Below are 19,354 nucleotides of genomic sequence, written 5' to 3' on the forward strand. Positions count from 1 at the left end.
CCCTTCAGCCGAACAATGAATGTCGTCAACCCGACATAAGCTTGAAGGAGCAAGACATGCCCATTAAAGATCTGAAGCTCGAAAACCTTGATAAATCAGGTGAAGGCACTGTAACTGCCAAACTAAACAAAGACTACATCACCGACAAGTTCGAAGGAAAACCCGACCATTTTGTCACCGACAATAATGTAGTCGCGCTAAAAGCAACTTACCAAAAAACCGACACCACTTCATTCACCATCAACCTCAAATTTGACATAGACATTAAACATGGAAGACATGAATTCAGCGCGGCGCTCTTTCCCTCTCCATTCAGATTCTCATATACGTCAGGTTTACACACAAAAGGCTATACAAGCGCTAAAAATGCAGGGTTTATTTTTATAGAAGAATTTAATATTGCCAAGGGAACTTTCAAGGCAGCCTTCAACTTTAGTTTTGTAAATTTCGACACAGATGAGCTGCATCAAGTTCATCATGGTCAGATTGATGTCCAAGGCCTTGAGTTTATCAAGAAGACAGGTCGTAAAGTCTGAACCAAGTGCAGGCGCAAATAGGCCGAGTGTCAGCTCGCCTGCTCTTGATCTTGATCCACGGGCGACGTCGGAAGGCTGAGTGGAGGGATTGATCCGGGGGTGGGAGCGCAGCGACCGTTTGGCGCAGCCAAACACAGCGAGAGGAGGTGCAGCGAAGCAAACCGTAGGCGCTGCGCCCGGATCGATCCCGCAGCGAAGGAACCCCGAGCCCCAGCGAGCGGGCCGCACGTAGGAGCAAGCCTTTTTGGTTACTTTTTCGGCGTCTGGAAAAAGTGACCCGCCGTAAGGGCGGAACCCTAATCAGCAACACCCGCAGCAACGGATATACACCCAACCCCCCAAGAACATGGTCGGCCCAGAGGCCGCCAAGACAACCCCAAGCCAGAAATGTTAGCGTGCTTGGTATCAAGCCCGAACAAGAGCCAAAAACGATGAAAAAGACTGTCCTGGCCTTCAGCCGCATCACCCCACCCATGATCGAACGCCTGCAACAAGAGTTCGACGTCATCGTCCCCAACCCAAAAGCCGGCGACATCAACGCCCAATTCAACGAAGCCCTGCCCCACGCCCACGGCCTCATCGGCGTCGGCCGCAAACTCGGCCAGGCCCAACTCGAAACCGCAACAAAACTCGAAGTGGTCTCAAGCGTCTCCGTCGGCTACGACAACTACGACCTCGACTACTTCAACGAACGCGGGATCATGCTCACCAACACCCCCGACGTGCTCACCGAAAGCACCGCCGACCTCGCCTTCGCCCTGATCATGAGCAGCGCCCGCCGCGTCGCCGAACTCGACGCGTGGACCAAGGCCGGCCAATGGCAAGCCAGCGTCGGCGCGCCGCTGTTCGGCTGTGACGTGCACGGCAAAACCCTCGGCATCGTCGGCATGGGCAACATCGGCGCCGCCGTCGCTCGCCGTGGCCGCTTCGGCTTCAACATGCCAATCATCTACAGCGGCAACAGCCGCAAGACTGAACTGGAGCAAGAACTCGGCGCGCAATTTCGCAGCCTCGATCAACTGCTCGGCGAAGCCGACTTCGTCTGCCTGGTGGTGCCGCTCAGTGAAAAAACCCGCCACCTCATCAGCCATCGCGAACTGGCGCTGATGAAACCCGATGCCATCCTGGTGAACATATCGCGTGGTCCGGTCGTCGATGAACCGGCCCTGATCGAAGCCCTGCAAAACAAGCGCATTCGTGGCGCCGGCCTCGACGTCTACGAAAAAGAACCACTGGCCGAGTCGCCGCTGTTCCAGTTGAGTAACGCCGTGACCCTGCCGCACATTGGCTCGGCGACGAATGAAACCCGTGAAGCCATGGCCAATCGTGCACTGGCCAACCTGCGCAGCGCCCTGCTCGGCGAACGCCCGCAGGATCTGGTCAACCCGCAAGTCTGGCGCGGATAAAAAAACACGGGCAAGTGCGCTATCGCAGTTGCCCGTTAGTTACGCCAATACACAACTTGAAATCGAACAACAAACAAAATCAAACAACAGCATTATAAGCTCTGCCTGGCCATCGAATTATCGACAAGCGCTATGGAGAGCAAAAACCTTGAACGCCCTGACCACTGACAAACTTATCCGTTACAGCAAAGTTATTTTGATGGCTTACATCAGTTTCTTTGGCCTGCTGGTGATGATCCACAACTTTACTGACTACAACTCAAACTACACCTACGTGGCTCATATCCTCAGTATGGACACCACCACCGCCAGTGAATCCATCAAGTATCGGGCCATTGAATCACCGATGATTCATCACCGGATCTACTGGTTCATCATCACGCTGGAAGTCACGTATACCTTGCTGTGCCTGATAGGCACCTATCAGCTATATCGCCACATAAATGCGACCGCAGAAGTATTCCACGAGGCGAAGAAGTTCTCGATCATGGGCATACTGACGGCGATTTTCATTTATTACGTCTGCCTGCAGACAGTTGGAGTGGAATGGTTTGACATGGACACTTCGCAATCCTGGAATGCCAAGGACTGGGCACGGCATATCGTTGACTTCATATTCCCGGTAATGATTTACATCACCTTGAAAGTCGAGCGTTGAGGTTCAGCGCTGGTTTATTTCAGGCCAACTTTCCCTGCACCGGCGTCGACACCACTTTCGGTTTACGAAACACCAGAACATTACCCAGCATCACTAGCACCAGCCCGACCAGCGCCGGCGCTGTCCATTGATAACCTTCGGCAAAAGCCGAGACGTTCAGCGCCACCACCGGGAACAATACCGTGCAGTAAGCCGCCCGCTCCGGCCCCATGCGCCCGACCAGCGTCAGATACGCAGTGAAGCCGATCACCGAACCAGGGATTACCAAATACAGCAACGCACCGACATAACGCGGGCTCCAATCCATGTCGAACGGAATACCTTTGAACAGGCACCACACCGACAGCATCGCTGCGCCGTAGGCCATGCCCCAGGCGTTGGTGGTCAGCGGTTTGAGGCCGGCCTTCTGCTGCAGACTCGAAAGCATGTTGCCCGCCGAAAAACACAAGGTGCCGCACAACGCCAGGCCGAGACCGAGCAAGGTTTGCGGGCTGGCGTGATGCCCGGCCAGTTCCGGCCAGAACAACATGCCCAGGCCGAACAACCCAAGTGCACCGCCCATCAGCACATTGCGCGCAATGCGCTGGCCAAAGAACACCCGCGCATTCAGCGCGTTCCACAACGTCGCGGTTGAGAACACCACCGCGACCAGACCGCTCGGGATCCACTGACTGGCGGTCAGAAAGCACATGAAATTGACGCAGAACAAACACAACCCTTGAGCCACGCAGATCAAATGCCCACGGCGGTTCATCGGTTGCAGACGGCGGCTGAGCAGCAACAGCGCAAACAGCACCAGCGCGGCAAGGCCGAAGCGATAGACGATCGACACCGGAATCGCCACCACGCCCAGTTGCCATTTCAGGGCAATCCAGGTAGTGCCCCAGATCAGCACGGTCAGCAAGTACAACGACAGGTTCATGGCACACACTCCTCGGTAGGGCTTGAGTGTCTGCCCGAGCGTGCATTGCGCGCTTGCAGATTCTTGCGCTTTTGTCGGGCAGCAGGCTGGCAGCGCGGCGTCTACGGAGTAGGATGCAAGGCGTTGAAGAGAACCGCTCATGGCCGCCATCGATACCCTGCAAGTCTTTCAAGCGTTGAACAGTTCGCCGAATGCACGCCTTGTGCACAGCGCCGAGCTTGGAGATGGCTTGTCTGCCGCTTTGTGGACCAACCACCATGATGCGCAGGAGTATGCAGCGCCGAGCCATCACACCCTCTCTTGCTACATTGCCGGTGGCACAGGCACGTTTCGTCGCGGCCAACCGGGCCACAAGGGCGGGCCGGACAAGCTGTGCATCCTGCCGGCAGATCATGAGTCAGGCTGGGTGATCAATGGCGATATCTGCCTGGCGCATCTGTATTTTAACGCCGAACAATTTGCCCTTGGTTGCGTCACCTTGCTCGATCGCGAACCGCGAGAGATGCAATTGCGCGAGCAGACCTTTCTCGACGACCCGCAGCAGGCACAACGCTTTCGGCAGTTGCTGACGCTGAATTGGGACGAACCCGCCGAACGTTTGCTGACCAGCAGCCTCGCCCATGAACTGATCAGCCACACCCTGCTCAGTCAGGTCGGCGCGCGTCAGGGTCTGCGTTTGAGGGGCGGACTGGCGCCACACCAGCGTCGGCAACTGGTGGAGTTCATCGACACTCAGCTGGCCGAGCCGATCAGCCTCGGACAATTGGCCGGGTTGTGCGCGCTGTCGGAATACCACTTTGCGCGGATGTTTCGCACGAGTTTCGGCCTGCCGCCGCATCAGTATGTGCTGGCGCGGCGCTTGAGCCGGGCACGGGAATTGTTGCGCGGGACGGGGTTGCCGTTGGGCGAGATTGCGCTGGCGTGCGGGTTTGCCAGCGCGAGTCATTTCACTAATCGGTTCAAGCAGGTGTTGGGTGGGACGCCCGGTGAGTATCGGCAGGCGTTTTTGCGTTGAGCCCTTCTCTTCTCCCCTCACCCCAGCCCTCTCCCGGAGGGAGAGGGAGCCGAACGAGGTGTCTGGCGTTATACGTCGACCTGAAACACCGAATCGATTATGGATTCAAAGCATTACTTTCAGGTCGATGTATCTCTGGAATATCCCCCGGTCAGTCCCCTCTCCCCCCGGGAGAGGGTTAGGGTGAGGGGCTTTTGATCTTGCCTTAAAACTCCAAAGTGCTGGACAGCGAAACCTGCCGCGCATCCCCCATCGACACAAAGAACCGGCTCGCCGCCGAGGTGTAGTACGTGCGATCAAACAGGTTCTTCACATTGAGCTGAAACTTGACCTTCTGCCCTTCAACCTTGGTGTCGTAAGTGGCAAACGCATCGGCCACGGTATAGCTCGGCAGATCAAAATCATTCACCGCGTTACCCGCACGCTCCCCGACATAACGCGCTCCAGCCCCTACGCGCAATTGATCGCCGCCGATCACGCTGCCGAAGTCATACACTGCCGACAACGAGCCGGAATTCTTTGCCACGTTCTGCAAGCGCTTGCCTTTGTAGTCCGGGTCTTCAGTCACTTCGGCATCGGTGTAGGCGTAGCTGCCGATCATGCTCCAGTGGTCGCTCAACTGACCCGTCAGGTCCATTTCCAGGCCTCGCGAACGCACCTCACCGGCCGCACTGTAAATGGTCGTTGGGCCTTCGGAATTGGCCACCAGCACGTTGCGTTTCTTGATATCGAACAACGCGATGTTGCCGGTGACACGCCCCGGCATGTCCAGCCGCGCCCCCAGCTCCCACGACTTGGCTTCTTCCGGCGCGATACTGCCGTCGAGCACGGTGCTGCTGCCGCTCAGCGGGGCGATGGTTGAGTTGGGTTTGAACGATTCGGTGTAGCTGCCGTAGAACGACAAGGCGTCGGTGTAGCGATACACCAGACCGGCGCGCGGGACGAACTTCTGGCCGTTGCTGTCGGTGTTGGCCTTGAACGGCACGCCTTTGCCGGCGTACTGGTCGTACTCCTGAAAGCGTCCGCCAGCGACCAGAATCCACTGGTCGTTGAGGTGAATCGAGTCCTGCATGAACACCGAATCACTGCGCAGCTCATCGGTCTGCGCGCTGTCGGGAGCGCTGACAGTCGTGCCGGCGACTTCGCGGCCATACACCGGATTGAGGTAGCTGAAGGTGGTCAGGCTTTTCTGCCGGATCAGGTCGGCGCGGTAGATCTTGCGGTACTCGTCATCGACGCCAAATACCAGATCATGCTGCATACCCAGCACGTTGACCTTGCCTTCAAGGCTGGCGGTGGTGAAACGGTCGGTGCTGATCGCATTCTGGGTGCCGTCCATGCTGCGGGTCAGCGTGCCTTTTTTGGTGTCGATGGCGGTAACACGGACTTGGCTGGCGTCGTAGGTTTCGCGGTTCCAGCTGTAACCGAAGTGGGCTTTCCAATCGTCGTTGAGGTCATGGTCGGCTTCAAAGTGATACAGATCCGAACGGCCTTCCATGTTGTTGAACGGCTCGTCGAGGCGTTGTTTGCGCGAGATGTCCAGTGGGTGATTGGTGCGCGGATCGATCAGCGTGCCACGATCGAACGGCGTGAGAAATTCGCGGTGCTCGTAGGCGAACAACAGCTTGGTGCTTTCGCCGAACCAGGCCAGCGACGGCGCAATCAGGGTTTCACGGTGGGTGCCGAAGTTGCGCCAGTAATCTTCGTCTTCGTGATCGAGCACCATACGGTAGGCAAGCCCGGAATCGCCCAGCGGGCCAGTGCTGTCGAGAGTGCCGCCGCTGCCGTTCTTGCCCTCGCCATAGGTCGAGCCGCGCAAGGTCAGCGCATTGTATTGCGTCAGCTCAGGCTTTTTACTGACCAGGTTGACCACGCCACCGGGATCTTGAATGCCGTACAGCAATGAGGCCGGGCCTTTGAGCACTTCAACACGGTCGACGGTAGCGTTCATGCCGCGCCCCTGCACGATCGGCATGCCGTCGCGCATGATCGAGCCGTTGCGGTTGTCGCCGAAACCACGGGTCATCACCGAATCCTGAGTGCTGCCCAAGGTGTTGCCTTGGGTGATACCGCTGACATTGGCCAGGGCGTCATCCAGATTGCGTGGCGCCTGATCACGGATAACTTGCGCCGGGATGACGTTGACGGTCTGCGGGATTTCCTGAAGCGAAGCTGAGGAACGCATCACCGAACTGGTTTCCGGCGGCTGATAACTCATCGATTCGTCGCGGATCGAGGTGATGGTCGTAGCACCGAGATTCAACGCGCCTTCGGTAGGCTTCGGCTCCAGCGCCAGCGTGCGGCTATCGGTGCGGCGGAAGTTGAGGCCAGAACCACTGAGCAAGCGTTGCAGTGCCTGCTCGGCACTCATCTGGCCATTGACCGCCGGCGCGGTGAGGCCGTACGGCGCTTCGTCGGTGTAGACCACGCTCTGCCCGGTGACGCGGCTGAAGTCGCTCAAGGCTTGCGGCAGCGGTTTGGCGGCCAGGGAAAAATTGAACTGCTTTTGCGCCTGGCTGCTGACGGTTTCAGCGGCCAGAGACACGCTTATCGGCAGCAATGCCAATGCCGAAAAACTCAATGCCGACACGCTTAACCACTGTTTGACCGAACCCGATTTTGCCCTTGACTTCATGACTCAATGACCTGTGTAGAACCGCAACGGATGCGAATGACTCGCAGTTTCAGTCACTACACGGATGGGGCTCGGGTTTACCTCACCACAAATCTGAAAATATTTTTGCAGATCAAAAGATCGCAGCCTTCGGCAGCTCCTACAGGAGATCGCATTCCAATGTAGGAGCTGCCGAAGGCTGCGATCTTTTGACTTTTCCTTCAGCGCAAAATAATCAGATGACCCAACACCTGATGCTGCTCAAACCCCATCACCCCCTGCAGGGAACTGAGCACGGCCTGCGGATCCTTGCTCGGAAAACTGCCACTGACCTTGCGCGCCGCCAGCTCATCGTTGAGCAACACGATCCGCCCGGGGTAATAACGGCGCAAATCCTCCACCACATCAGCCAGTGTCGACTTGTAATAAGTCAACCAGCCCTGACGCCAGGCCAGTTGCGCCTCAGCGTCCGCCACATGCAGTTTTTCTGCCGTGCCTCCAGCGTAAGCAACCTGCTGGCCGGCGATGAGAATCTGCTGCACGGCGCCACGCTCTGCCGTGACACCGACGCGACCGGACAATACCGTCACCTGCGCGCCCTGCGGTTGCAGACGCACTTCGAATTGCGTGCCAAGCACCCGCGCCTCGCCCTTCTCGGCCGCGACCACAAACGGATCGCCGGTGTGGGTGACGCTGAAAAATCCGGCGCCGCGGCGCAATTGCACATGCCGTTCGCCCTGAGTGAAATCCACGGCGATCGCGCTGTCGGCATCCAGTGTCACTTGCGATTGATCGGCGAGTGTCACCGTGCGGATTTCACCAGGCGCAGAAACGTAATCGGCGCCCAGATCATCGATCCAGCGCTGCGGCTGCCAACCGCTGCCGAGGCTGACCATCAGCAGCAGACAGGCCGCCATTGCCAGCGCCCCCGACCAACGCAAAAGCTGCGGACGGCGCGGGCGATCCATCGCATCGAGATACCCCTGCAACGCCAAAGCCTCTTCATCGGCCAGCGTTCGCGCCGGGCTTTCGCTCAGTTCCCAGAGCACCTGCGCCTGCGCGTAAGCCTCGGCATGCGCCGGATCAGCCCGTAGCCATTGGCTGAATGTCAATTGATCGCCGGTGCTCGGCCGATCATGCAACAGGCTCAGCCAGGCAAACGCGGCCTGCTCTTGCGCGGGCGTCGGAATAATGGAGTCGGATGGCTTCACGGTGCTTTCCCTGGCAGGCGTGGCGCGGGTTCGCGCAGGCTGGCCTTGCAGGCCTCGAGGGCGCGCATCATATGTTTTTCCACGGCACTTTGGGACAAGCCCATGGCTTTGGCGATTTCCGCGTACTTGCGGCCGTGAATGCGATTGAGCAAAAAGATCTGCCGGGTGCGCTCGGGCAAGGCGCGCAACGCCGCTTCGACATGTTTCAAATCATTGCCCGCTTCCAGCGCTGCTTGTGGTTCGCTGCCGTGGCTGTCCGGTTCGTCCGGTTGCCAGCCTTCGTTGACGCGCGTGCGTGTGCCTTCGCTGCGCAGATGGTCGATGGCGATGTTGCCGGCGCAGCGCAAAAGATAGGTGCTGAGTTCTTCGACCTGCACCAGCGGTCGCCGCCAGAAACGCAGAAACAGGTCCTGCACCAGGTCCGCCGCCGTCGCCCGACAACCGACGCGACGGTTCACCAGCGCCTCCATTTGCGAACGCTGGGACAGGAACACCTGCAGAAAATGCGCACGCGCCCCGCGCGGCTCGTCGTCGCGGGATTCCGGCGGCAGGCCGATCAGCACTTCAGCACTGCGCCCATGCGGCGACCGGGCTGGCCAGCAGACTGACACCGGCCAGCGCCAAGGCCAGACGTGGGCGATACGGCAGCAGCAATACCAACGCCAGGGCGCTGAGCATCAGTACGGCGAACCAGTCAACCAGGCCGAAACTCCAGCCGTTGGCCTTCACCGCCGCCCAAAGCGACAAACACAGCAATAACCATCCGCCGACTTTCAGGCCCTGACGGCGACGCGTGGACGGTTTGTGACCGAGCAATTCATCGTGGTGCCGAGGCATCGACAGGCACAACGCGGTGAATCCGGCGTAGGTGAGCAACAGGGCCAGCAGCATCAGTTAACCCCTTGCTCAAGAGTGATCGGCCGTGGCGTTTCGCGACGTGGCTTTTTTACGCTAACCGTGTTGCCGGCGCGCTGCATTTTCCATGCAGCCCAGGCGAGGAAAAAACCTGTGGCGAGGCAAGTCAAATCAAAACCGGCCAACGCCCAGTCACCCTGCATCAACGCGACGCCGAGATTCCAAGGGGTGGTCAGCGCATTGATCAGCGGCACCGCGACAAACAGCGCCGCCCCCAACACCAACTGTTCGACCCAGGCTTTGCGCCCCGGTCGTAACATCGCGTGCAGCACGCTCAGGCCCCAGGCCATGAAGAACGCGTTCACCTCCCAATCTGCGCGCCCGGCGAGGCTCACCGGCAATAGACGATTGGCCAGAAAGAACACCGCCACCGCCGACACCAGCCCGGCCATGCTGGCGATGTTCAGTACTTCCACCAGCCGCAGTTCGAACGGCATCACCCCGCTCCTGGCATGTTTGAGCTGACGCTTGCCGAGCCAGATCACCAGCCCGGTGCCGATCATCGCCGTGCCGGCCAGCCCGCAGATGAAGTACAGCCAGCGCAACACCGGCCCGGCAAAGTGGCCCATGTGCAAACCATAGAACGCGCCGCCCACCGCCATCGCCATTGGCTGCTCCGGTGTGCTGCCGAGCATCAGCCCGGTCACCCCGTTGAACGTCACGGCGCGGCCAAAATCATGCACCACGCGATCGCCGGCACGCGACAGCACCACCGTGGCATTGGCATCACCCGGATTACTCACCGACAGACGCGCCGTGTGGCCGCCCGCCCATTGCTCGCTGGCCTTGCTCAACAGCGGCGCCATGGACATCAACGGCGCCGCGATATCGGCGCGCTCCGGGGTCTTCGACGCCGGGAAAACTTCGTCATAAAACGTGCGCACGTCACTGCCGTAAGACGCGACGATGCTCGCTGGCATGACCATCGACATGAAAATCACCAGGCTGCTGTAGGTGATCATCAAGTGAAACGGCAGCACCAGCACACCCACCGCGTTATGCCCGTCGAGCCAGGAGCGCTGGCCCTTGCGCGGGCGGAAGGTAAAAAAGTCTTTGAAGATTTTCTTGTGAGTGATGATCCCGGTGATCAGCGCGACGAACATCACCATGGCAGCGATGGTCGATAGCCAACGGCCCCACGGATAAGGCATTTGCAGCTGGAAGTGGAAGCGGTAAAAGAACTCGCCGCCCATGCTGTCGCGGCCCTGCACTTCAGCGCCGGTTTGCGCGTCGAGGGTTTTCGATTCAAAGCGTCCGCGCTCACCGGGCTTCGCCGGCGCTGGCTGCCAGCGCACGGTCAGGCCGGGATCTCGGGCATCAGGCAAATCGATCAGCCAGCGTGAAGCGCCCGCCGCGTGTTGTTGCAGATAATCCTGGGCCAGCGTCAGGCTGGTCTCGGCACTCACCGATCGAGCAGGGATTTCCGGCTGCATCCAGTGGCTGATTTCATCCTTGAAATAGGCCAGCGTCCCGGTCAGGAAAATCGCGAACAGCAACCAGCCGAACAGCAGTCCGGCCCAGGTGTGCAGCCAGGCCATCGCCTGACGAAAGCCCTCTTTCATGCCAGTCCCAATCCACGTGCTGCGCCGGAAATGGTTGCCAGAATCACGCTTGGCACCAGCAAGCCAACCCATGCCGACCACGCCGTACGACAGGCAAAGCACCACAGCACCGCTACCAGATAGACCAGAAAGGAAATGGTCATGCCGGTCACCACTGCTTCGGCTCGGTTCAACGGCAGCCACAGCGTCAGGGTGACACTGGCCAGTGCCGCGACGAGATAGCCGCCAAATACCGCGGCCAGCACCCGTGAGGTGACGGCCAGACGATAGGACATGGGAAGTGTGGCGAGTTTGCCTTTCATGTTTCGACCCTGAAACGAAAAACGTCCGGCCGGTGAGCCGAACCTACAGGCGAGCAATATTAATGATAAATATTCTCATACGCAAAAGCATCTGATTGCCGGCTGATGTCCTGCCCGCCTACAATGCGAACAGTTCTTGTTCTCTAACGCACACTCTACCGCGTCACGAAAGCGCCCGGAGTCCACCGTTGTCGTCTGCCCATCCCGTCGAATCGCTCTATCAGGCCCACCACAGCTGGCTCACCGGCTGGCTGCGGCGCAGACTCGGCTGCCCGGACAGCGCGGCGGACCTCGCGCAAGACACCTTCATCAAGGTGCTGACCGCTCGTGAGCCACCGCTGATCATCGAGCCGCGCGCCTTTCTGACGACGTTGGCCAAGCGTGTTCTGTTCAATCATTACCGCCGTCAGGACCTGGAACGCGCTTACCTCGAAACCCTCGCGCAGATGCCGGAAATGGCCGCGCCGTCGGAGGAAGACAAGGCAATCATCCTGCAAACCCTGATGGAGCTGGATGAGTTGCTCGACGGTTTGCCGCGTCAGGTCAAACGCGCCTTTTTGCTGGCGCAGGTCGATGGCCTGACCTATCCACAGATTGCCATCGAACTCGGCATTTCCGTGGCCACGGTCAAACGTCATCTGAACAAGGCAGCCATGCGCTGCTACTTCGCCCTATGAACCGCGCGCCGGATTTCTCCTCCCAAGTGGCTGAGCAGGCCGTGCATTGGTTGATGGAAATGCAGCAAGGCACGCTCACTCCGCGCCAGCAACAGGCCTGGCAACAATGGCTGGAGGCGCACAGCGAACACCGGCGGGCGTGGGAGCATATTCAGCGGGTCAATCAGCGTTTGCGCGGTGTGTCTTCTCCACTGGCGCACGCGGCGTTGAACGGGGCGAAGTCCGGCAGTCGTCGTCAGATGCTGAAGCTGTTGCTGATTCTCGGTGCCGGTTCGGCCGTCACCTGGGGCATGCGTGAGCACAATCCGCTGCCGTCGCTGTTCGCTGATTACCGCAGCCCGATCGGACAACGACGCAAGGTGGCGCTCGGTGCTGGCGATCAGTTGCAACTCAACACCGCCAGCGCCGCGGATATCGACGCTTCGGCGCGACTGATCCGTTTGCTCGAAGGCGAAATCCTCCTGACGGCTGCGCAATCGTTCGAAGTGCGCACGGCTCAGGGCCTGTTGAAAACTCACGGCGCGCGCCTCAATGTGCGCCAGTTTGCCGATCGCACCCAAGTCGCGCTGTTTGAAGGCCGAGTCGAACTGAGTGCCAATGGACGGGCGCCGATCTGGCTGCCGGTCGCGCGGCAACTGAACTTCACCGCTACATCTGTCAGCGAAGCCAAACCGCTGGATGCCAACAGCGGCGCCTGGGCCGACGGCATGCTGGTGGCCGCGCACATGCGCCTCGGCGACTTCCTCGACGAGCTCAGCCGCTACCGTCGCGGCCAGCTCAATTGCGCCAATAACGTCGCCGATCTGTTGATCTCCGGGACGTATCCACTGGACGACAGCGAGCGGATTCTCGACCTGCTGGAAATCAGTTTGCCGGTGAAGGTGAAGCGCTTTACCCGCTACTGGGTGAGCGTCGAAGCGCGGGTTTGAAAAAACTCAAAAATTAATGAGCCGTTTTTCAGATCTGGCGTGACAGAGAAGGAAAGCCCCCTTGATTCAACCTTCTCAGGATCATCCACATGCACCCCACCCGCCTCACGCCACTGGCCCGCAGCCTGCGCAATCTTGTCCTCGGCGCCAGCCTGAGTTTCAGTGCCCTGCCCGCTGCGATGGCCGCCGATGCCAAGGCCTATCACATCGCGCCGTCGTCACTGGAAAACGCCCTCAACCAGTTTGGCCGTGAAGCGGGCGTGTTGATTTCTTTCGGATCGCAAGTTACCGGCGGCGTGCAAAGTCGAGGCCTGGAGGGCAGCTACACGCCTGAGCAAGGTCTGAATGCGCTGCTCGAAGGCACCGGTCTGCAAGCACGCGCCGAGGGCAACAATGCGTTCAGTCTGCAACCGGTGGCGGATGCCGCGCTGGAACTGGACACGTCGAAAGTCGTCGGCGACTGGCTGGGTGACGCCGCGCAAATCAACGTGTTTGAACATCCCGGTGCTCGCGACGTGATCCGCCGCGAGGAGTTCGAACGTCAAGGCGCAACGCAGGCGCGCGATGTGCTCAACCGCATCCCCGGCGTCAACGCCCCGGAAAACAACGGCACCGGCAGCCACGATATGGCGCTGAATTTCGGTATCCGTGGCTTGAATCCACGCCTGGCCGCACGCTCGACGGTGTTGATGGACGGCATTCCGGTGCCGTTCGCGCCTTACGGTCAGCCACAACTGTCGTTCGCGCCGATCAGCATGGGCAACATGGATGCCGTGGACGTGGTACGTGGCGGCGGTGCTGTGCGCTACGGCCCGCAGAACGTCGGCGGCGTGGTCAACTTCGTGACCCGGGCGATTCCCGACGAGCCGACGGTCAAGGGCGGCTTCCAGACGGAAACCAGCCCTTCGTCGAGCCATGATGGCTTCAAGACCAGCGCCAATCTGCTGGCCGGCGGCACCAATGCCAATGGCCTCGGCGGTGCGTTGCTCTACTCCGGCACCCGTGGCGGTGACTGGCGCGAACACAGCGACACCGAGATCGACGACCTGATCCTCAAGGGCAAATACCAGCTCGACGAGGCCAACAGTTTCAACGCCATGGCCCAGTACTACGAAGGCAAGGCTGATATGCCCGGCGGTTTGAACGTCGCCGATTACGACGCCGACCCGTACCAATCGACCCGACCGAAAGATCAGTTCTGGGGCCGTCGGACGATGTTCAATTTTGGCTATCGCTATCAGGAAGATCGCCGCGAATTCACCGCCAACACCTTCTTCACCAAGACCTTGCGCAGCGGTTATCTCGATCAAGGCACGTTCCTTTCCCTGTCGCCGCGCGAGTATTGGGTGCGCGGTCTGGAAACCCGTTTCGCCCAAGGCTTCGACCTCGGCCCGACCAGTCATGAAGTCGGCGTCGGCTATCGCTACATCAACGAGGCCGGCCACGAACTGCGCTATCGCACGCCGATCACCAGCAACGAATATCCGACCACTGCCAGCCGCAACGACCGCGATACCCGTGGCGGCACCGAGGCCAATGCGTTCTTCGTCGACGATCGCATCGACATCGGCAAATGGACCATCACTCCGGGCGTGCGCTACGAGATGATCGAGTCGCAGCAGACCAACAACCTGACCAACGTCAAATACAAGGGCGACTACAACACCGCGTTGCCGGCGTTGAACGTGCTCTATCACCTGACCGACAGCTGGAATCTGTACGCCAACACCGAAGGCTCGTTCGGCAGCGTGCAATACAGCCAGATGCCCAACCGTGTGACCAGCGGCGAAGTGAAACCGGAAAAGGCGCGCACCTGGGAACTCGGCACGCGCTATGACAATGGCGCATTGCGCGCGGAGATCGGCGCGTTCCTGATCAACTTCGACAATCAGTACGAAAGTAATCAGACCAACGATTCGGTGATTGCCCGTGGCGAAACCCGTCATCAAGGTATCGAGACCAGCGTCAATTACGCGCTGGATGATTTGAGTCCGGCGCTGGCCGGTTTCGATGTGTACGCCAGCTACGCCTATGTTGACGCAACCATTCGCGAAGACGGGCCGAACAAAGGCAATCGCGTGCCGTTCTCCTCGAAACACAAAGGCACGATTGGCGTCGGTTACACCGAGGGGCCATGGAAGCTGAATCTGGATAGCAGCTTCCAGAGCGACCAGTTCGCTGACAACGCCAACACCTCGAAGGAAAGTGCTGATGGCAGCACCGGCAAGATCCCGGGTTACATGCTGTTCAGCAGCCGCGCCGGATATGACTTCGGCCCGCAGTTGTCGGATTTGAACGTGGCGGTAGGGGTGAAGAACATCTTCAACACGCAGTACTTCACGCGCTCGTTTGATGACAATAACAAGGGCAAGTATGTGGGTGAGCCGCGGACAGTTTATGTGCAGACTTCTGTGGCGTTCTGAGGGTTGAAAAGCCCCTCACCCTAACCCTCTCCCTGAGGGAGAGGGGACTGATTGGGGGATGCTTGCGAGGTACGCCGACCTGAAAGTGCTGTGCCGAATCCATAATCGACTCGACCTGAAACCGTTTTGCCGAATCCATAATCGACTCGGTCTTTCAGGTCGATGTACAACACCAGACACCTCGGTCGGCCCCCTCTCCCTCTGGGAGAGGGCTGGGGTGAGGGTCAGCGGGTCAGCTGGGTCAGCTGGGTCATGGTCTACAGTAAAACTTCAAACCAACTTCACAAGGATCGTGAAGCATGCAAACCCGCCCCACCCTCGCCCAATTCGCCCGCCAGTTACGTGTCAACCAAACCGATTGCGAACAGCTGCTCTGGCAAAAACTCCGCTCCCGCCAAATCGCCAATCTGAAATTTCGCCGGCAGTTTCCCTGTCCGCCCTATGTGCTGGACTTTTACTGTGCCGAACTGAAATTGGCGATTGAACTGGACGGTGGTCAGCACTATGAAACGTCGGGACTGATTCATGACCAACGCCGGACGCACTATCTGAATCAAAAGGGCATTGAAGTCGCGCGTTTCAGTAACCTCGAGGTGATCCAGCAGATGGACAATGTGCTAGAGCAGATCATAAGAATTGCGGCGAATCGAAAAATGCCCTCACCCTAACCCTCTCCCAGAGGGAGAGGGGACTGACCGGGGGATGCTTGCGAGCTACGCCGACCTGATTCTGCTTTGCCGAATCCATAATCGACCCGGTCTTTCAGGTCGAAGTACCTCTTCAGACACCTCGGTCGGCCCCCTCCCGGAGAGAGGGGGACTGATTACGGGATGCTTCAGAAATACATCGACCTGAAACCGCTTTGCCGAATCCATAATCGACCCGGTCTTTCAGGTCGAAGTACCTCTTCAGACACCTCGGTCGGCCCCCTCTCCCGGAGGGAGAGGGCTGGGGTGAGGGGCCGCTTTCTTATGCCCTGCGCAAAAACCGCCACAAACAAAAACGGGCCTGCATTCGCAGGCCCGTTCTCATTGGGTGGCTTATGAAATCAGCGCATCAACTGTTGATCGCTGCCTGTTCGTTCTCAAGAAATTCTTCCTCCAGCAGAGCGTCATTCGCCTTGCTAAATGGCACCACAGCCGCGCGTGGCTTACCTCGCAGCTTGCCGAAAAGGTGCTCCAGGGCGTGCTCGAGTTTTTCGGCAGCGCCGTCGATCGCTTGTTCCAGCGAATCGGCCTTATGGGTCACGGAAATCGGTTGATGGCCTTTTGGCCGCGCTTCCAGTTGGCAGCGCATGTCATGGGGACCTGGTTTGTCACCGTTCTCGTCGGCCAGATGGACTTCGACGCGGGTCAGGTCTTCTTCATAACGTTCGAGCGTGCTCTCAATGGTTGTACGTACCCACTCCTCCAGTCGTTGACTACTTTGAATATGGTTATCGCTGTTGACTTGGATTTGCATAGTTCATCCCTTATTTCAGCTAGCTCGTCAGAGGCCTTGAGTTGAATTTCCTGACCTCCTGGTTACAACAATCGGCCCGACCGGCGAACATTTCAACCCCTGAAAAAAGATAAATATTCATTCGCAAAAAAAGCCGGACAACCGAGCAAAGCGCTGGTAAGGTCGGGAGTTGGGTTGACTCGCAACCCGGCAAAATTTGCTCACAATTGCCCGTCATTCAACGGATGCAAACTGCGAAAAATCCCCGCTTCCTCGACCAACCAATCATGCACAGCCCGTACGCCCGGATGGCTCAACGCCCCCGGCGCATACAGCAACACGTAGCGTTTGTGATTGGGCACCGACAGGCCAAACGGCACAATCAATGTCCCCCGCTCCAGCTCATCGTTAAGCAACGTGCGTCTGGCAATCGCCACGCCCATGCCGGCAATCGCCGCTTCGATGGTCAGGTGATTGCGATTGAACGTATGCCCGCGCCTCACGTCGGCGCCCTCGAAGCCGATCGCGTTCAAATAGAATTCCCACTCTGCGTATTCATAACTGCCACGCCAGGCAGTGATGTCATGCAGCAACGGGAAATGCACCAGATCCGCCGGCCCGTGCAACGGTGGACGCCCACGCAACAGGCTCGGTGCACATACGGGGAAAATCTGCTCGTCGAGCAAGGCTGTGGATAACAATCCCGGGTAACTGCCGTCGTTAAGATCTATCGCCAGATCAAAGTCGCCCTCGTGCAACGGCACGCTGCTGTCCTCGGCGACGAGCCGTAGCTGAATGTCCGGGTAACGCTGTTGCAGGCGCGGCAAACGGGGCGTCAGCCACTTGCTGAGGAATGACGGAATCGAGCGCAGGCGCAGAATCCCGCTGATCATTCCGGCATCCAGTCGCCGCAATTCCGCATCGATGCTGCCATACGCCTCATTGACGGTAATGGCCAACCGCTGCCCTTCTGCACTCAATTCCACACCGCGCGCGCGCCGATGAAACAGACGAAAGCCCAGACGCTCCTCCAGTTGTCGAATCTGTTGGCTGACCGCCCCCGGGGTGATGTGCAGTTCTTCGGCACAACGGGTGAACGACAGGTGCCGCGCGGCACAGGAAAACACCTGCAGCCAGACATAGGTCTGGGCATGCAATTGACGACTCATCGTTTAGTCCTGCTAAAGGCTTACTTAGGAAGTTTCGTTAGTCACGTAGGACCGAGGTAGGCAGTATCGCCGACATTGCGCTTGTCCTACAAAAAATGGCAGCGATTCGTACTCCATTGCTTGTAAGGGTTTAGCATGGCTATCAGTGTTTTCGATCTATTCAAAGTCGGCATCGGCCCGTCCAGCTCCCACACCGTCGGCCCGATGCGGGCGGCAGCGACCTTCGCTCAGGCGCTGATTGATCAGCATTTGTTGAACGATGTGCGTCGTGTGGAAATCCGTTTATATGGCTCGCTGTCAGCCACCGGCGTCGGTCACGCCACCGACCGCGCCACAGTCATGGGTCTGATGGGCGAATGGCCGGACAGCATTGATCCGGCGACCATCGATCCGCGCATTCAGCAACTGCGCGAGACAGGCCAACTGTCCCTCGCCGGGCAAAGAGAAATCGCCTTCGACTGGCAGCGTGATCTCCTGCTGCTCGACGAGAGTCTGCCCTACCATCCCAACGCCATGTCCCTGACAGCCTTTGGCGAAACGGCCGAGCTGTTCGAGCAGACGTACTACTCGGTCGGTGGCGGTTTCATTATCGAAGCGGAAGAAGCTGAGTCCGGTGTCGCACCGGCCGGTGACGTGGCGTTGCCGTACGATTTTTCCAGCGCCGCCGAACTGCTGTCACTATGCAAACAGCACAATCTGCGCGTGTCCGAACTGATGATGGCCAACGAGCGCGCCTGGCGTACCGACGCCGAAATCCGCCAAGGCCTGCTGCACATCTGGTCGGTAATGCGCGAGTGCGTCGAACAAGGCCTGCGCCACGAAGGCATCCTGCCCGGTGGTCTGAATGTGCCGCGCCGGGCGGCGAAACTGCATCGCAGCCTGTTGGAAATCGGCAAGCCGAACGTGATCAGCTCAACGCTGTCGGCGATGGAGTGGGTCAACCTGTTCGCCCTCGCCGTCAACGAAGAAAACGCGGCCGGCGGGCGCATGGTCACCGCGCCGACCAACGGCGCAGCCGGGATCATCCCGGCAGTTCTGCACTACTACATGAAATTCAACCCGGATGCGTCTGACGATGACGTGGTCGCTTTCTTTCTCGGTGCGGCCGCCGTCGGCATTCTCTGTAAGAAAAATGCCTCGATCTCGGGCGCCGAAGTCGGCTGTCAGGGTGAAGTCGGTTCGGCCTGCGCGATGGCGGCTGCCGGTCTGGCCGACGTGCTCGGCGCCACCCCGGAGCAACTGGAAAACGCCGCCGAAATCGGCCTGGAACACAACCTCGGCCTGACCTGCGACCCGGTCGGCGGCCTGGTGCAGGTGCCGTGTATTGAACGCAATGCGATCGCCGCCGTGAAGGCGATCAACGCCACGCAAATGGCTCTGCGCGGCGACGGCAACCACTTCATTTCCCTCGACCGGGTGATCCGCACCATGCGCGATACCGGCGCCGACATGCATGACAAATACAAAGAGACTTCACGGGGTGGCCTGGCTGTGAACTGGGTGGAGTGCTGAGGCGCATTCCCTGACTGCCCCGGCAGACCGCATTCGACGGTCTGCCAACCGTGAGCCCGAGCA

Annotated in this window: 18 protein-coding genes; 9 read left to right on the plus strand and 9 right to left on the minus strand. The window is 59.1% G+C overall.

Going from position 1 to position 19,354, the window contains the following annotated elements:
• The first annotated feature begins 56 nt into the window (after positions 1–56).
• The 3 genes from ACI514_RS20500 (at position 57) to ACI514_RS20510 (ending at position 2,600) form a co-directional block, all read left to right on the plus strand.
• Positions 57–536 (plus strand): hypothetical protein, encoded by a 480-nt coding sequence (locus ACI514_RS20500; protein WP_160055990.1) that lies wholly within the window; start codon positions 57–59, stop codon positions 534–536.
• 431 nt (positions 537–967) lie between these two features.
• Complete coding sequence (locus tag ACI514_RS20505) at positions 968–1,942, plus strand: D-glycerate dehydrogenase (protein WP_160055988.1); 975 nt, start codon at positions 968–970, stop codon at positions 1,940–1,942.
• A 148-nt stretch (positions 1,943–2,090) separates the two neighbouring features.
• Complete coding sequence (locus ACI514_RS20510) at positions 2,091–2,600, plus strand: DUF2165 family protein (protein ID WP_160055986.1); 510 nt, start codon at positions 2,091–2,093, stop codon at positions 2,598–2,600.
• 19 nt (positions 2,601–2,619) lie between these two features.
• Here the strand turns inward: ACI514_RS20510 and ACI514_RS20515 are convergent, their stop codons facing one another.
• Complete coding sequence (locus ACI514_RS20515) at positions 2,620–3,522, minus strand: DMT family transporter (RefSeq protein WP_160055984.1); 903 nt, start codon at positions 3,520–3,522, stop codon at positions 2,620–2,622.
• A 139-nt stretch (positions 3,523–3,661) separates the two neighbouring features.
• On the opposite strand from ACI514_RS20515, the gene ACI514_RS20520 reads away from it, so the two are divergent.
• Entirely contained in the window at positions 3,662–4,537 is an 876-nt protein-coding gene (locus ACI514_RS20520; RefSeq protein ID WP_160055982.1) for an AraC family transcriptional regulator, read from the plus strand.
• Positions 4,538–4,742: 205 nt separating this feature from the next.
• Here ACI514_RS20520 and ACI514_RS20525 read toward each other — a convergent pair whose 3' ends face one another.
• The 6 genes from ACI514_RS20525 to ACI514_RS20550 form a co-directional block, all read right to left on the minus strand.
• The gene (locus ACI514_RS20525) at positions 4,743–7,172 is read right to left on the minus strand and encodes a TonB-dependent receptor (RefSeq protein ID WP_160055980.1); all 2,430 of its coding nucleotides are present in this window, start codon (positions 7,170–7,172) and stop codon (positions 4,743–4,745) included.
• Positions 7,173–7,372: 200 nt separating this feature from the next.
• Positions 7,373–8,362, minus strand: coding sequence for a FecR family protein (locus ACI514_RS20530; RefSeq protein ID WP_160055978.1), 990 nt, complete (start codon positions 8,360–8,362; stop codon positions 7,373–7,375).
• On the minus strand, positions 8,359–8,925 hold the full coding sequence (locus ACI514_RS20535; protein ID WP_160055976.1) for an RNA polymerase sigma factor: 567 nt from the start codon (positions 8,923–8,925) through the stop codon (positions 8,359–8,361). Before ACI514_RS20535 ends, ACI514_RS20530 begins: the two co-directional genes overlap by 4 nt.
• Before the next feature lies 1 nt (position 8,926).
• On the minus strand, positions 8,927–9,253 hold the full coding sequence (locus ACI514_RS20540) for a DUF3325 domain-containing protein (protein WP_405122279.1): 327 nt from the start codon (positions 9,251–9,253) through the stop codon (positions 8,927–8,929).
• Positions 9,253–10,839, minus strand: a complete 1,587-nt coding sequence (locus ACI514_RS20545; RefSeq protein ID WP_405122280.1) for a PepSY-associated TM helix domain-containing protein — start codon at positions 10,837–10,839, stop codon at positions 9,253–9,255. Before ACI514_RS20545 ends, ACI514_RS20540 begins: the two co-directional genes overlap by 1 nt.
• On the minus strand, positions 10,836–11,141 hold the full coding sequence (locus tag ACI514_RS20550) for a DUF3649 domain-containing protein (protein ID WP_038357590.1): 306 nt from the start codon (positions 11,139–11,141) through the stop codon (positions 10,836–10,838). The genes ACI514_RS20545 and ACI514_RS20550 overlap by 4 nt, the downstream gene beginning before the upstream one ends.
• Positions 11,142–11,329: 188 nt before the next feature.
• Between ACI514_RS20550 and ACI514_RS20555 the strand changes: the two genes are divergently transcribed.
• The 4 genes from ACI514_RS20555 to ACI514_RS20570 all read left to right on the plus strand — a co-directional run bounded on the left by ACI514_RS20555 (position 11,330) and on the right by ACI514_RS20570 (position 15,838).
• Positions 11,330–11,818, plus strand: a complete 489-nt coding sequence (locus ACI514_RS20555) for a sigma-70 family RNA polymerase sigma factor (protein ID WP_405122281.1) — start codon at positions 11,330–11,332, stop codon at positions 11,816–11,818.
• Complete coding sequence (locus ACI514_RS20560) at positions 11,815–12,747, plus strand: DUF4880 domain-containing protein (protein ID WP_405122282.1); 933 nt, start codon at positions 11,815–11,817, stop codon at positions 12,745–12,747. Before ACI514_RS20555 ends, ACI514_RS20560 begins: the two co-directional genes overlap by 4 nt.
• An 89-nt stretch (positions 12,748–12,836) precedes the next feature.
• Positions 12,837–15,170, plus strand: coding sequence for a TonB-dependent Fe(3+) dicitrate receptor FecA (gene fecA / locus ACI514_RS20565; protein WP_405122283.1), 2,334 nt, complete (start codon positions 12,837–12,839; stop codon positions 15,168–15,170).
• 299 nt (positions 15,171–15,469) lie between these two features.
• The gene (locus ACI514_RS20570) at positions 15,470–15,838 is read left to right on the plus strand and encodes an endonuclease domain-containing protein (RefSeq protein WP_160055963.1); all 369 of its coding nucleotides are present in this window, start codon (positions 15,470–15,472) and stop codon (positions 15,836–15,838) included.
• A gap of 388 nt (positions 15,839–16,226) precedes the next feature.
• On the opposite strand, the gene ACI514_RS20575 is transcribed toward ACI514_RS20570, so the two are convergent.
• Together ACI514_RS20575 and ACI514_RS20580 are read right to left on the minus strand one after the other, a co-directional pair.
• On the minus strand, positions 16,227–16,631 hold the full coding sequence (locus ACI514_RS20575; RefSeq protein ID WP_116029519.1) for an HPF/RaiA family ribosome-associated protein: 405 nt from the start codon (positions 16,629–16,631) through the stop codon (positions 16,227–16,229).
• 200 nt (positions 16,632–16,831) lie between these two features.
• The gene (locus tag ACI514_RS20580) at positions 16,832–17,779 is read right to left on the minus strand and encodes a LysR substrate-binding domain-containing protein (RefSeq protein WP_160055961.1); all 948 of its coding nucleotides are present in this window, start codon (positions 17,777–17,779) and stop codon (positions 16,832–16,834) included.
• Positions 17,780–17,914: 135 nt separating this feature from the next.
• On the opposite strand from ACI514_RS20580, the gene ACI514_RS20585 reads away from it, so the two are divergent.
• A complete protein-coding gene (locus tag ACI514_RS20585; RefSeq protein WP_160055959.1) occupies positions 17,915–19,291 on the plus strand; it encodes an L-serine ammonia-lyase in 1,377 nt (458 codons plus the stop codon).
• Positions 19,292–19,354: the final 63 nt, after the last annotated feature.

This window comes from Pseudomonas sp. M20 (assembly GCF_045037865.1).
Lineage (GTDB): Bacteria > Pseudomonadota > Gammaproteobacteria > Pseudomonadales > Pseudomonadaceae > Aquipseudomonas.

Bases quoted from the DNA above. Each gene is read 5' to 3' on its own strand.
- ACI514_RS20500 (WP_160055990.1), top strand. From the start codon at position 57: ATGCCCATTAAAGATCTGAAGCTCGAAAACCTTGATAAATCAGGTGAA.
- ACI514_RS20505 (WP_160055988.1), top strand. From the start codon at position 968: ATGAAAAAGACTGTCCTGGCCTTCAGCCGCATCACCCCACCCATGATC.
- ACI514_RS20515 (WP_160055984.1), bottom strand. From the start codon at position 3,522: ATGAACCTGTCGTTGTACTTGCTGACCGTGCTGATCTGGGGCACTACC.
- ACI514_RS20520 (WP_160055982.1), top strand. From the start codon at position 3,662: ATGGCCGCCATCGATACCCTGCAAGTCTTTCAAGCGTTGAACAGTTCG.
- ACI514_RS20525 (WP_160055980.1), bottom strand. From the start codon at position 7,172: ATGAAGTCAAGGGCAAAATCGGGTTCGGTCAAACAGTGGTTAAGCGTG.
- ACI514_RS20540 (WP_405122279.1), bottom strand. From the start codon at position 9,253: ATGCTGCTGGCCCTGTTGCTCACCTACGCCGGATTCACCGCGTTGTGC.
- ACI514_RS20545 (WP_405122280.1), bottom strand. From the start codon at position 10,839: ATGAAAGAGGGCTTTCGTCAGGCGATGGCCTGGCTGCACACCTGGGCC.
- ACI514_RS20550 (WP_038357590.1), bottom strand. From the start codon at position 11,141: ATGAAAGGCAAACTCGCCACACTTCCCATGTCCTATCGTCTGGCCGTC.
- ACI514_RS20560 (WP_405122282.1), top strand. From the start codon at position 11,815: ATGAACCGCGCGCCGGATTTCTCCTCCCAAGTGGCTGAGCAGGCCGTG.
- fecA (WP_405122283.1), top strand. From the start codon at position 12,837: ATGCACCCCACCCGCCTCACGCCACTGGCCCGCAGCCTGCGCAATCTT.
- ACI514_RS20570 (WP_160055963.1), top strand. From the start codon at position 15,470: ATGCAAACCCGCCCCACCCTCGCCCAATTCGCCCGCCAGTTACGTGTC.
- ACI514_RS20575 (WP_116029519.1), bottom strand. From the start codon at position 16,631: ATGCAAATCCAAGTCAACAGCGATAACCATATTCAAAGTAGTCAACGA.
- ACI514_RS20580 (WP_160055961.1), bottom strand. From the start codon at position 17,779: ATGAGTCGTCAATTGCATGCCCAGACCTATGTCTGGCTGCAGGTGTTT.
- ACI514_RS20585 (WP_160055959.1), top strand. From the start codon at position 17,915: ATGGCTATCAGTGTTTTCGATCTATTCAAAGTCGGCATCGGCCCGTCC.